Below are 11,760 nucleotides of genomic sequence, written 5' to 3'. Positions count from 1 at the left end.
GTCAGACCTCTCAAACCAGGAGCCGGTACACGTTCGTCTCGTAGACCTCTCGCACCTGGTCTCCCCAGTTGTGCGTGTACGTGTCGATCACGTCGTCGGCGACGTCGCCGCGCAGGTACTTCACCACGCCGCGGTCGCCGGTCCTGTCGCGGAGGTGCGTCGTGAAGAAGTGCCGGAAGTAGTGGGGCGTGACGTTCTCGTCCGCACCACCGCCGGTCCGGTACCACCCCTCTTCGCGGGCGTACCGTTCGACGACGTGTCTGACCGCCTCCGGTCGGATCCGCTCGCCCCACCCTTCCGCAGTCCCGACGAACAACGGCTCCGCGGGCGACGGCGAATCCGGCCGAACGGCGAGCCACGCCTTCAGCGTCCGGCGCAGCTCGTCGTCGACCGGGATCACCGTCCCGCGCTTGCGCTTGTTCGCGGCCGTCCGCACCTCGCCGTTCAGCTCCTCGCCGACGGTCGCCTCGGCGGTCACGAATATCGAGTCCGGCCGCTCGGACAGCGCCGGCCGGCCCCCGAGCGAGTACGCCGCTTCGAGGTCCGGATCGGTGACCGACAGGTCCCGTAGATCGAGGTTACAGAGCTCGCCGACCCGCATTCCGGTCTTCAGGAGGGTGACCACGAGCGCGCGGTGAAGCGGATGGCGGATCCCGGCGACGAACGACCGCATCGCCGGGATCGAGACGTCGCGACGCGCCGGGTCCTTGTCCACGGTCTCGTCCATCTCCTCCATCACCAGCGTCATCGGATTGCCGTCGAAGGCGCCGACCTCTGTCATGTACCCGTAAAACCGATGGAGATAGGCCGCGTACGTCGCGACGGTGCTGTCGGCGACGTCGCCCCGAAGCGAGTGGACGAACGACATACAGTCGCGGTGGCTCGCCGACTCCGGGTCCGTGTCGTCGAGGAACTCCTCGAACCGCCGCAGGACGCGCTCGTACGCCTGTCTGGTTCGATCGGTCTTCCCGTGGTAGGTGAGGTCCTCGAGGAAGTACCCGATCGGATCGTCGGGATCGGGGGCCGCGCGGGTGCTACTCATCGGTCAACACGTACCCCCCGTCGCGGCCGCTGTACCGAACTCGGTTTCGTTCTTGGAGGTCGTCGAGCGTCGCCTCCAGCTCGTCCTCGACGTCGCCGACCACCGCCTCGACGAGTTCGTCCCACGAGCAGGGGCCTGATTCGAGAGCCGCCCGGACGCCCCTTTCGAGGTCATGACCCCCGGGGTCAGCGCCCTCGGAATCGGGTTCCTCGCGCTCGCCGGAGTCGACCGGCGCGAACCCCTTGCGTCCGGCCTGTACCATCGTCCTGACGAACTCGCTCAGCGACATGTCGAGTTCGTCGGCGTGGTCGCGCCACAGCTCCTTCTGTTCTGTCGGCACGTACGTCTTCACCGACTGTCGATCGCCTCCCATCGTTCTCGGACGACGGTTCTCACGGCCGCGACTTCAATCTATCCCAGATTTGCGGATAAGTGACCTTATCTCGGCGAGTAGTACCCTATATTCGCTGCTACGTAAGTAATATCCTAAATTCTAGTATCACACATCGCGGCTTCGGAGTCCAGATATTCGGATATCTCTTCGAGTAGCATGCCGCACCCAAACGCCCCCGAAGTTCGCCGCTCTCGAATCCCTCTCGGCCGGCTCGGTAATGGTCCCGAGTATTCGGGCACGGCCCGCGTTGCGTCGTCGGCAGTAGTTCGGGAGGGTCGCGTGGATCGCAGATGGTTAATTTGCGAAACTCGCGACGAATCGATCCCACGCGTCGGGACCGAATCCATCTTCGTCCGCACGCGTATATTCCATACCGCTATACGATACGTGGACTCAGACCCGGATCTCCGAGTCGGCCGCCTCGTGTTCGAGCGCCCGCAGGACGCTGGAGACCGAATCGTCCGTTTCGGCCGCGTTACGCATCAGAACCGTCTCGCTGGGGAAGAGGTGTTCACCGACGCTGAGCCCGTGTTCGCGCGCCGTCGACCCGGTGACAGTGAGGTACACGCCGAGTCCGACCCGGGCGATCGCGGCCTCTTCCTCCTCGTCCGCCTCGGGATAGACGAACTCGACGCCGTTGAGCGCGTCGGTGCCCAACACCGCGGTGACGAGGCGCTCGTACCGCGGCGAGATACACAGTGGCCCCTCGTAGTCGTCGAGATACGCCCGGTCGAACGTCGTGTTCGGCGCCTGCCGGTCCTCGCGTCCCATCAGGGTGTGGGACACCGTGTCGCCGAGCCCGGTCACGACGCGCACGTCGGTGTCGACCGGGTCGATGCGGTCGTTGATGTCCGAGATGTTGCCGAGCCCGGCGTCGCGAATCCCGACCACCTCCTCTAAGACGAGGTCCGCGGAGTCGAATCCGAGCGCGAACTCGTGGGTTCGAAGCGCGCGGAACGGCTCCTCGCGACCGACGAGCTTGACCGTCACGTCGCCCAGATCGACCGTTGCGGCGTCGAAGACGATCCGGCGGGGCTTCCCGTTCCGATCGTCGCGCATCAGCGTGAACTCCGGCTCTGCCGTCGTCGTCGGGTCCGAGTACTCCGCGAGCCGATCGTAGGGGCCGGCGTCGGCGTCGACCGACCCCTTCGTGACGGCCTTCTCGTATCGGAGCGTGTTGCTCACGCTGTCCGCGAGCCGGTCGAGACGGTCGTCGGCCGAGACGGCCGCAATCCGCTCTAAGACGGCTTCGAGCGGGCGTCCCTTGCGGGGGACGGCGACCGGAACCGGATCTGTCATTGACCGATCTGCGACCGCGCGCGTAAAACGGGTTGCGTTTTTGAACCGGGGTGACGGAGGCCGACGGCGTCGTTCCGCGCCGACGGCGCCACGTCGAGAACAGGTGAGTTAGGGCCCGAAGGCCTCGTTGAGACGCGAGCGGAACTCGTCCAGCTCTTCGAGGTGCTCGTTGATCTCGTCTAACTCGGCCGCCACGTCGTCGAGGTCCTCCCCGAGACGGTCCTCGATGTCGGTGAGCCGCGCGTCGACCTCCGCGAGGTCGTCCCACAGGTCGTCGAACTCCTCGTCGAAGCGGTCGAGCCCAGACTCCACGTCGTCGACGCGCTCCGCGGCGTCAGCGGCGCGCTCCTCGGCGTCTTCGGCCAGATCCTCGGCGATCTCGGCCCGCTCGGCAGCCCTGTCGACCTCCTCGTACAGCGTCTCGACGTCGTCGCCCAGGTCGTCGACCGTCTCCGCGACGGTTTCGGCCTCCGTTTCGACCCGGTCGACGTCGGCGGCGAGGTCGTCCACGTCGGTCTCGACCGTCGAGACGGCGTCCCGGACCGACTCGACGCTCTCGTCAACGGTCGCGACCTCGTCTTCGACAGCCCGCACGTCCGCTTCCACGCCGCGCACGTCGCCTTCGACCGCCTCAACGTCGTCTTCGACCGCGTCCACCCGCTCGTCGACCGCATCCACCGCGTCGGAGGTAGAGTCGACCGCGGAGTCGACGCGGTCGATGTCCGACGCAATCGTCTCTCGCTCCTCGTCGGCCGCGTCGAGCCGGTCGTCGAGGGCGTCGACCTCGGACTCGACGGCGTCGACGCGCTCGTCGATCCCGTCGAGGATCTCGCGCGCCGTCCCCTCGCCGTCGATGAACTCCGCGAGCGCGTCGGCGTACGCCTCGATGTCGGCCACGCTCGACTGGAGGCGGGCGATCCGCACGTCGACGCTGCGCGGGACGCCGCCCTCGAACGCCCCCTCGATGGTCTCGATGTCCTCCTCGTCGGCCGCGCCGGAGCGGATCTCGGCCGCGAGGGCCGCCGCGAGGCCGCCCTCGCCGGGCAGCGTCGCGGGCTCGTCACGCTCGTCCGCTTCCGTCTCGTCGATTTCAGGCGTTTCGTCGGGCTCCTCGTCGTCTGCCGGTTCGGATTCAGCCTCCGTCGCGGCACCGATCGGGTCACCCTCGTGAGCGGTCACGGCGGCCGTGCCCTCGTCGACCGCGCGAGGTTCGGGGGCGTCGGCTTCCTCGTCGAGTTCCGGTTCGTCGTCCTCGTCGAACTCCGGCTCCTCGGCGTCGGCGTCCGGTTCCGCATCGTCCTCTGTCGCTTCGTCCTCGCCCTCAACGGACTCCGCGTCGGCCTCCTCGGTTTCGGACGCCTCGTCGGGCTCTCTCGCGGGATCCTCCAGCAACAGCTCGTCGTCCTCCGCCATTCCGGGGAGGGTCGCGCGGTCGCCGGAGAGCACCTCTCGCACCGCGTCCGTGTCGCCGGCGCCGAGGACGTCCTCGATCTCCTCGCCGACCGGGACGTGTTCGATCACCGGCGTCCCGAGGAACCCGTCGAGGTCGGGGTCGTCGTCTCGGATCCCGAACACCGTCTCGACGGTCTCGTCGGGGTCTATCACCCGTTCGAACTCCACGCGGTGGTCCTTGTACGCCGTCCAGTTCTCGCTCTCGTACTCCGGGTGGAACCCCACCCGGTCCATCGGGAACGACTCCGGGATCCGGTCGACGATACGCACCCGTACGGGGTCCTCGCGGTGCGAAGAGAGGGTGTACATCACCGCGGGCACGGGGAACGCGTCGTCCGTGAAGGATTTCTCGACGCGGATCCCGTCCTCGTCGACGGTCGTGGCCGCCTCTGCCGTCCGTTCGCTCATATCCGCACGTCCCGGAGCAGGGGCTTAAATTCCACGGGCCGGGTTTCGTGGTTGATAACCGAAACGCCGGGAAAGCGGCCGTTCGGCTCCCGTTTACAGGTCGATCCGATCGCCGATCTCGACTATCTCTAACCGCTCCGGCGACTCGTAGCTCCGGACGTGGTCGTGGAGCGCCGTCGGGTCGGCGGTCAGCCCCTTCCACATGTCCCAGTGGGTGGGGACCAACCGGTCGAGGTCGAGGTCGTTCGCGGCCGTCGCGATCTCGTTCTCGTCGCTGTACCACTTCGTCTGGACCGGCTCGCCCGTCTCCTTGTCCGGAATCGTCCCCTCGGAACCGAACGCGAGGATACCGAGGTCGATGTCGAACCGCTCCGCGAGCCCCGTAAAGGACGGCGAGGGCTTGCTGTCGCCGGCGTGGAACACCGTGCCGGCGTCGTGTTCGATCACGTAGCCGACCGGGTGGGTAGCGTCGGCGTCGTGCGTCTCGACGACGTGGACGGTGAACTCCCCGATCCGCAGCTCGTCGCCCTCCCGAACCTCGGTGAAGGCGGCCTCGCTCACCGCGTACTCCTCGGTCCACGCCTCCTCCTCGCGCGCGACCGCGAGCGAGTCGTCGGGCGCGACGAGGTCGGCGTCGGTGTTCGCTAAGATCGGTGCCTGCGAGGGGCCGTGGACGTGATCCGTGTGCTCGTGGGTGGCCAAGACCGCGTCAGCCGCCTCGACGTCTTCGGGATCGAAGGGTATCGGTATCATGCGGATCGTCCGCGGCGGGTCGCCCGTGCCGACGTACGGGTCGATCCAGATAACGGTCCCCTCGCTTCCCTTGATCGCGAAGCCGTTACAGCCCAGATACCACAGCGCCACCGTGTCGGGGTCGGCGTCCGCGATCGCGCGCGGCAGCCAGTCGCCCCAGTCGGAGTCGACCATGGGCGTCGATGCGGATGCGGCGGGGGTAATTATTCCGGAGTGCGTCCGAATTGGTGGCCCAATGCCGATATCCGTTGCTCCTGAAACGACAAAAATCTGTTCGACCCCGAACAAATAAATCATATGTCGCTATACTAAATACAGGCCGAATCGAAACGATAGGCGGTCACCGAGTATCCTCGCGAAACCCGGCCACTGCGTCCGGTCGGGGGCGACGCGGTCAGCCGCGAAAGAGGTTGACGACCTCGTCGACGACGTCGGACTCCACCGCGAGGATGTACCGTTCGGAGGCCTCCAGCATCGTTTCGGGGCCGGCGAGACCGTCCCGGTCCGCGGTGGAGATGAGGAGGCTCCCGGCGGGGAGGGCGACCTCGTCGAGTCGTCTCCCCGCCACCGGGGCCGACTCGGCGACCGTCACCTCGATGATGTCGAGGTCGGCGGTGGGGTACACGAGCGTCCGAATCCCCTCGCCCGTGAGCATGTCGGCCGCGTGGTCGCCGCCGAGCGACTGCGGGAGGAGGGTGGCGTCGACGACCTCGTCGTGGTCCGGCTCCGTGGCCGTCTCCGATCGGGCGAGCGTCCGGATCGACGGCTCGAGGTAGTGGGCCGTCAGGCAGATCTCCGTGTTCGTCTCCGTCTCGTCGGTGAGCGCCGCGATCGCGTCGGCGTCGCCGAGGTCCGCCTGCCTGAGAATTGACTGGTCCGTGGCGTCGCCGTGGATCACCGGTCCGAGGTACGCGTCGGCCAGCTCCTCGACGCGGTCCCCGTCGACCTCGATCAGCAGCACTTCGTGTCCCTGCTCCGTGAGGTTCTCCGCGGTCCGCAGCCCGACCCGGCCCCCGCCGGCGATGACGAACCGCTTCGTTCGGGTCATGTGCCGGATCTCGGCCCGCAGCGTCTTCAATCCGGCCGACGTTCCTACACGTCCGGAACGCCGGACACGGGCGCCGCGGATAAACCGTTTTCAGCCCACGACACGATTCCCAGGTCGGGGAAACTCTCACCGGATATGAAGTGGTCGAGACCGTCCGGATCCGAGCGTACGATGGACGAACTCGGACGCGGGGCTTCCGAGCGATGAGTGGGGAACAGACCCGGTCCCCCGAGGCCGAACTGGGGCTGCTCGACGCGACGATGATCGGAATGGGAGCGATGATCGGCGCCGGCATCTTCGTGTTGACCGGATTGGCCGCCGAGATCGCGGGCCCGGCGGCGATCGTCGTCTTCGCGTTGAACGGCGTCGTCACCGCCTTCACCGGACTTTCGTACGCCGAGCTCGCCAGCTCGATCCCGAAGAGCGGCGGCGGGTACGCCTTCGTCCGCGAGATCTTCGACGACCTCTCGTCGTTCATCATGGGGTGGATGCTCTGGTTCGCCTACATGATCGCGGGGGCGCTGTACGCGCTCGGGTTCGCCCCGAACTTCCTCGAACTGCTTCACGTGTACGGGGTCGTCCGACCGCCAGAGGAGGTCGGCGCCCTCGCCCTGCCGGTCGTCGACGCGGCGGTCCCGACGGGGTTCCTGCTGGCGTTCGCCGCGGTGTTCGGGCTCGTCGCGCTCAACGCCGTCTCGACCGCCGCCAGCGGGAGCGCCGAGACGGTGTTCACGATCATCAAGGTGGCGATCCTGCTGGTGTTCGTCGCCTTCGGGCTAGCGTCGCCGATGTTCTCGGGCGCCGAGTTCCAGCCGCTGTTCCCCGAAGGGAGCGGCGCGGCCGCCGTGCTGCCGGCGATGGGGCTCACCTTCATCGCCTTCGAGGGGTACGACCTCATCACCACGGTCACCGAAGAGGTGAAGAATCCCCGCGAGAACATTCCGAAGGCGATCTTCGCGAGCCTCGCGGTCACCGTGGTCGTCTACCTGGCGGTCGTCGCCGTCGCCGTCGGGACGCTCGGCGCGAGCGGACTCGCCGAGGCGGGGGAGGCGGGGATCGCCGAGGCGGCGACCTCGTTCATGCCGACCGGACTGCCGATCATTCAGAACGGCGGCGCGCTCGTCGTCTTCGGCGCGGTGTTCTCGACGCTGACGGCGCTGAACGCGGTCGTGATCGCCTCCTCCCGGGTCGCGTTCTCGATGGGGCGCGAGGGGCAGCTGCTCCCCTCCTTCGGCCAGATCCACCACCGGTACGGGACGCCGTTCGTGGCGATCCTCGCCAGCGCGGTGGTGATGCTCGGGTCGGTCGCGCTGCCGACCCAGAGCGCCGGCAACATGTCGAGCCTGTTTTTCCTACTGTCGTTCGTCATCGTCAACGTCGCGGCGATCAGGCTCCGCCGGGAGCGCCCGAACATGCACCGCCCCTACGAGATGCCGTTCTACCCGGCCCCGCCGCTGATCGGAATCGCGCTCAACCTGGTCCTGACGGGCGTGCTCGTGGAGTACCTGCTGCGGACGGACCCGCTGGCGTTGGGGCTCAGCGCCGGGTGGATCCTGCTCGGCGGGGCCGCGTACCTCACCCTCAACAGGCTGCGCGCGGAGCCGGACTCCGGGCCGGCGGCCGCCGAGGCCGAGATGACCACGGAGACGGAGGACTGAACCCATGCCAAGCTCACTCGACATCGTGATCGCGGGCGGCGGACGCGTCGGCTTCCAGACGGCGGAGATCCTCGCGGACCGCGGCCACGAGGTGACGATCGTCGAACGCGACGAGGCGGTCGTCTCCGAGATCGCCGACGAGTGGATCGCGACGGTGATTCGCGGCGACGCGACGAACCCCGACATCATCGAACAGGCGGGCATCGAGGACGCCGACGCGATCGCCGCGCTCACCGGCGAGACGGGGCTGAACCTCGCGGTCTGTCTGGCGGCCTCGGAGCTGTCCCCGGGGATCCGGACGGTCGCCCGAATCGACCGCACCGCCGGCGAGGCGTACACGCGCTTCGTCGACGCGGTGCTGTTCCCCGAGCGGGCCGGCGCCCGGGTGGCGGCGAACGAGGTCCTCGGCAGCGACGTCCAGACGCTGGCCGACGTGACGGGAAACCTCGACATCATGCTCATTCGGGTCGCGGAGGGGGCCCCGGCGGCCGGGAAGTCGCTCACCGAGGTCCGCTTCCCGGCGGGCGCAGTCGTCGTCTCCGACGCCGACGGCCACCGGATCGCCCGCTCCGACACGTCGCTGACCCCGGGCGAGCGCTACGTCGTCGCCGTCGAGCCCGACGTCGCCGACGAGGTCATGAACCTGTTACAAGGGTAGAAGGGCCGCTCTCGGGGGCTCGACCGCGGTCACCGCCCGCCGGGCGTCCACTCGGCGCCGTCGAGCTCGCGGTGTGTGAAGGGGAGCGCGTCCTCGCCGCTGTAGCTCGCGACGAGGTGGCCGTCGCCTTCGAGGTAGTACTTGTACGTCGTCAGCCCCTCCAGACCGACCGGGCCGCGGGCGTGGATCTTCCCGGTGGAGATGCCGACCTCGGCGCCGAGCCCGTAGCGGTAGCCGTCCGCGAACCGCGTCGAGGCGTTGTGGAAGACGCTCGCGGCGTCGACGCCGGTCATGAACGCCTCCGCGGTCTCCGAGTCTTCGGTGATGACCGACTCCGTGTGTTTCGAGCCGTGCTCGTTGACGTGGTCGATCGCGTCGTACGCGTCGTCAACCACCTTGATCGACAGTTCGAGGTCGCCGTACTCCGTGTCCCAGTCCTCCTCGGTCGCGGGGTCGACGTCGACGACCTCGCGGGTTCGCTCGTCGCCGCGCAGTTCGACGCCGCTTTCCTCGTAGCGCGCGACGAGGCCCGGGAGGAACTCGTCGGCGACCGACTCGTGGACCAACAGGGTCTCGACCGCGTTACACACCGCCGGGTACTGGACCTTCGCGTCGAAGGCGACGTCCGCGGCCATCTCCAGGTCGGCGTCCGCGTCGACGTAGACGTGACAGATCCCCTCAGTGTGGCCTAAAACGGGGATCTGGGTGTTCTCTTGAATGTAGGAGACGAACTCCGAGGAGCCGCGCGGCATCACGAGGTCGACGCGGTCGTCGAGCTCGAGCAGGCGGTCGACCTCTTCGTGCGCCTCGATGAGGGCGGCCCAGCCGTCGGGCAGGTCGGCGGTCGCCTCGACGATCGCCTCGTACAGCACGCGGTTCGACTCGCTGGCCTCACTGCCGCCCTTGAGGACGACCGCATTCCCGGATTTCAACGCGAGCGCCGCGATCTGGACCAAGGCGTCGGGCCGCGACTCGAACACCGTCGCGACGACGCCGATCGGCACCGCGACCCGGTACAGCTCCAGGTTCTCGTCGAGCTCGCGCGCCGCGAGCGTCTCGCCGAGCGGGTCGTCCTGTGCGGCGACCGACTCGACCATCGACGCGATCTCCTCGACCTTCGTCTCGTCCAGCTTCAGCCGGTCGACCAGCGCCTGCGTGTACTCGCCGTCCGCGAGCATCGCCTCCGCCTCCTCGACGTCGACCGCGTTCGCTTCGAGGATCTCGGCCTCCCGCTCGCGGATCGCGTCGGCGATCGACCGGAGCGCCTCGTTCCGGGTCGCCTCGTCCGCGTTCGCGAGGCGCAACGCGGCGCTCTCGGCCCGGCGGGCCAGCTCGTCGGTGTCGGCCTCGACATCCGTGGTGTGGCTCTCACTCATGGTCGTCACCCGTCTTCGGCACGAATAGCGTGCCCGTCGGCTTACCCGCTGCGATCCGCGCTAACACGTCGCGCTCGGCCGACCCCGCGATGATCGCGGGGATGCCGTTACGGCTCACGTCGTGGGCGCCCTCGACTTTCGTGCGGATCCCGCCGAAGTCGGTCTCGGTGCCGTCGCCGACGATCTCGCGGAGCCGCTCGTAGCCGTCGTCGACCGCCTCGATCAGCTCCGCGCCGTCCTCGCGCTTCGGATTCCCGGTGTAGACACCGTCGACGTCGGTGAGCGTCACGAGGAGGTCGGCGTCGAGCCCCATCGCGATCGACGCGGACAACATGTCGTTGTCGCCGATCCGCAGCTCGTCGGTCGCCACCGCGTCGTTCTCGTTGACGACCGGGACGACCCCCCACGACAGCAGCGTCTCGACGGTGTTGGTGAAGTTGTCGAAGCGCTCGGGCGCGTCGAGGTCCGTGCCCGTCACGAGGATCTGCGCGACGTCCTGGTCGAACCGCTCGAAGCTCTGCGTGTAATGTCGCATCAACAGGCCCTGTCCGACCGTCGAGAGCGCCTGACTCTCCGCGATCGAGTCGACGCCGTCTCGCGACTCCGGCCCCTCGTCGAGCCGGCCCGTGCCGGCGCCGACCGCCCCGGAAGAGACCAGCACGACCTCCGTGCCGCGTTCGCGGAGGTCCATCACGTCCGCGACGAGCTTGTCGAGCTTCACCCGGTCGAGCCGGGAGTCCTCGTCGGTCAGGGAGTTCGTCCCCGCCTTGACGATCACGCGGTCGGCCGCGGCCGCCTCCCGTCGGGCGGCTTCGACCCGATCGCCGTCGGTCGCGCCGACGCGCTCGACGCCCGCGTCCTCAGGCATCGTCGAATTCCTCGGCGAGCTCGCGGGACCGGCGCTCCGCGGCCGCGACGGCGTCCTCGACCGCCGCGTCGGCCTCGCTGTCCCACAGCACGTCCATCCCCTCTATCGTCGTGCCGTTCGGCGAGCAGACCGCATCGATGAGCTCGTCGACGCTCCGGTCGTCGCGCAACACCGTCTCCGCGGCGCCCTTGAACGTCTGGGCGGCCAGCGTCTCCGCCTGCTCGGGGTCGAGCCCGCTGTCGATCCCGCCCTGTTTCATCGCGTCGATCAGGTAGAAGGCGAAGGCGGGACCGCTGCCGTTGACCGCGGTCGAGACGTGCATCAGCGACTCGTCGACCTCGACGAACTCGCCGACGGCGTCGAGCATCGCGCGGACCTCGTCGGTGAGGCCCTCGTTCGTCGCGGCCGCGGCCATGTCGCCCGTTTCCGCCGCGAGGTTGGGCATGATCCGGACGACCGGCGCGTCCGTGCGCTCGGCGACGAACTCGCGGGGGAGCCCCGCGGCCAGCGTCACGATCTGCTGGTCCGCGCGGAGGTCGAGGTCGTTGAGGACGGCGGGGGCCACGTCCGGCTTCACCGCAAGGACGACGATGTCGGCGTCGCGCGCTGCCGCCACGTCGTCGGTCGTCTCGTCGGCGGCGTCTTCGATCGCGGCGAGCGCCTCGGGGTCGAGGTCGATCGCCGTCAGGTGGTACCCCTCCGTGCGGGCGAGCCCCCGGAGCAGGGCACCCCCCATGTTACCGCAGCCGATAACGCTCACTCGAGTCATTTGCCTCTACGGAGTCGACGGGCGGACATACCAAC

Annotated in this window: 11 protein-coding genes; 2 read left to right on the top strand and 9 right to left on the bottom strand. The window is 68.4% G+C overall.

Annotation, left to right across the window (positions count from 1 at the left end; all coding sequences use genetic code 11):
• Window positions 1-10: 10 nt before the first annotated feature.
• The 6 genes from B378_RS0107995 to B378_RS0107970 all read right to left on the bottom strand — a co-directional run bounded on the left by B378_RS0107995 (window position 11) and on the right by B378_RS0107970 (window position 6,396).
• A complete protein-coding gene (locus B378_RS0107995; protein WP_017343285.1) occupies window positions 11-1,042 on the bottom strand; it encodes a tyrosine-type recombinase/integrase in 1,032 nt (343 codons plus the stop codon).
• Window positions 1,035-1,415, bottom strand: coding sequence for a DUF5805 domain-containing protein (locus B378_RS0107990; protein ID WP_017343284.1), 381 nt, complete (start codon window positions 1,413-1,415; stop codon window positions 1,035-1,037). The genes B378_RS0107995 and B378_RS0107990 overlap by 8 nt, the downstream gene beginning before the upstream one ends.
• A gap of 414 nt (window positions 1,416-1,829) precedes the next feature.
• On the bottom strand, window positions 1,830-2,735 hold the full coding sequence (locus B378_RS0107985; RefSeq protein ID WP_017343283.1) for a hypothetical protein: 906 nt from the start codon (window positions 2,733-2,735) through the stop codon (window positions 1,830-1,832).
• 108 nt (window positions 2,736-2,843) lie between these two features.
• Complete coding sequence (locus B378_RS0107980; protein WP_017343282.1) at window positions 2,844-4,595, bottom strand: alanine-zipper protein; 1,752 nt, start codon at window positions 4,593-4,595, stop codon at window positions 2,844-2,846.
• A gap of 93 nt (window positions 4,596-4,688) precedes the next feature.
• Complete coding sequence (locus tag B378_RS0107975) at window positions 4,689-5,522, bottom strand: MBL fold metallo-hydrolase (protein ID WP_017343281.1); 834 nt, start codon at window positions 5,520-5,522, stop codon at window positions 4,689-4,691.
• A gap of 220 nt (window positions 5,523-5,742) precedes the next feature.
• The gene (locus tag B378_RS0107970; protein WP_017343280.1) at window positions 5,743-6,396 is read right to left on the bottom strand and encodes a TrkA family potassium uptake protein; all 654 of its coding nucleotides are present in this window, start codon (window positions 6,394-6,396) and stop codon (window positions 5,743-5,745) included.
• Between the two features lie 203 nt (window positions 6,397-6,599).
• On the opposite strand from B378_RS0107970, the gene B378_RS0107965 reads away from it, so the two are divergent.
• On the top strand, window positions 6,600-8,054 hold the full coding sequence (locus tag B378_RS0107965; protein ID WP_026046221.1) for an APC family permease: 1,455 nt from the start codon (window positions 6,600-6,602) through the stop codon (window positions 8,052-8,054).
• 4 nt (window positions 8,055-8,058) lie between these two features.
• Window positions 8,059-8,712, top strand: a complete 654-nt coding sequence (locus tag B378_RS0107960) for a TrkA family potassium uptake protein (protein WP_017343278.1) — start codon at window positions 8,059-8,061, stop codon at window positions 8,710-8,712.
• 29 nt (window positions 8,713-8,741) lie between these two features.
• Here B378_RS0107960 and B378_RS0107955 read toward each other — a convergent pair whose 3' ends face one another.
• The 3 genes from B378_RS0107955 to proC are packed head-to-tail and all read right to left on the bottom strand — an operon-like array spanning window position 8,742 to window position 11,725.
• Complete coding sequence (locus B378_RS0107955; protein WP_017343277.1) at window positions 8,742-10,088, bottom strand: glutamate-5-semialdehyde dehydrogenase; 1,347 nt, start codon at window positions 10,086-10,088, stop codon at window positions 8,742-8,744.
• Window positions 10,081-10,956: a glutamate 5-kinase gene (gene proB / locus B378_RS0107950; RefSeq protein WP_017343276.1), complete on the bottom strand. Its 876-nt coding sequence runs from the start codon at window positions 10,954-10,956 to the stop codon at window positions 10,081-10,083. The genes B378_RS0107955 and proB overlap by 8 nt, the downstream gene beginning before the upstream one ends.
• A complete protein-coding gene (gene proC, locus B378_RS0107945) occupies window positions 10,949-11,725 on the bottom strand; it encodes a pyrroline-5-carboxylate reductase (protein ID WP_082224252.1) in 777 nt (258 codons plus the stop codon). Before proC ends, proB begins: the two co-directional genes overlap by 8 nt.
• Window positions 11,726-11,760: the final 35 nt, after the last annotated feature.

Origin of the sequence: Halorubrum sp. T3 (assembly GCF_000296615.1) — an archaeon.
Classification (GTDB): Archaea; Halobacteriota; Halobacteria; order Halobacteriales; family Haloferacaceae; genus Halorubrum; species Halorubrum ruber.
Note: the sequence above shows the minus strand (reverse complement) of the source record. Positions and strands in the feature narration are given on the sequence as shown.

Bases quoted from the DNA above. Each gene is read 5' to 3' on its own strand.
- proB (WP_017343276.1), bottom strand. From the start codon at position 10,956: ATGCCTGAGGACGCGGGCGTCGAGCGCGTCGGCGCGACCGACGGCGAT.
- B378_RS0107990 (WP_017343284.1), bottom strand. From the start codon at position 1,415: ATGGGAGGCGATCGACAGTCGGTGAAGACGTACGTGCCGACAGAACAG.
- B378_RS0107965 (WP_026046221.1), top strand. From the start codon at position 6,600: ATGAGTGGGGAACAGACCCGGTCCCCCGAGGCCGAACTGGGGCTGCTC.
- B378_RS0107980 (WP_017343282.1), bottom strand. From the start codon at position 4,595: ATGAGCGAACGGACGGCAGAGGCGGCCACGACCGTCGACGAGGACGGG.
- B378_RS0107955 (WP_017343277.1), bottom strand. From the start codon at position 10,088: ATGAGTGAGAGCCACACCACGGATGTCGAGGCCGACACCGACGAGCTG.
- B378_RS0107995 (WP_017343285.1), bottom strand. From the start codon at position 1,042: ATGAGTAGCACCCGCGCGGCCCCCGATCCCGACGATCCGATCGGGTAC.
- B378_RS0107960 (WP_017343278.1), top strand. From the start codon at position 8,059: ATGCCAAGCTCACTCGACATCGTGATCGCGGGCGGCGGACGCGTCGGC.
- B378_RS0107975 (WP_017343281.1), bottom strand. From the start codon at position 5,522: ATGGTCGACTCCGACTGGGGCGACTGGCTGCCGCGCGCGATCGCGGAC.
- B378_RS0107985 (WP_017343283.1), bottom strand. From the start codon at position 2,735: ATGACAGATCCGGTTCCGGTCGCCGTCCCCCGCAAGGGACGCCCGCTC.
- proC (WP_082224252.1), bottom strand. From the start codon at position 11,725: ATGACTCGAGTGAGCGTTATCGGCTGCGGTAACATGGGGGGTGCCCTG.
- B378_RS0107970 (WP_017343280.1), bottom strand. From the start codon at position 6,396: ATGACCCGAACGAAGCGGTTCGTCATCGCCGGCGGGGGCCGGGTCGGG.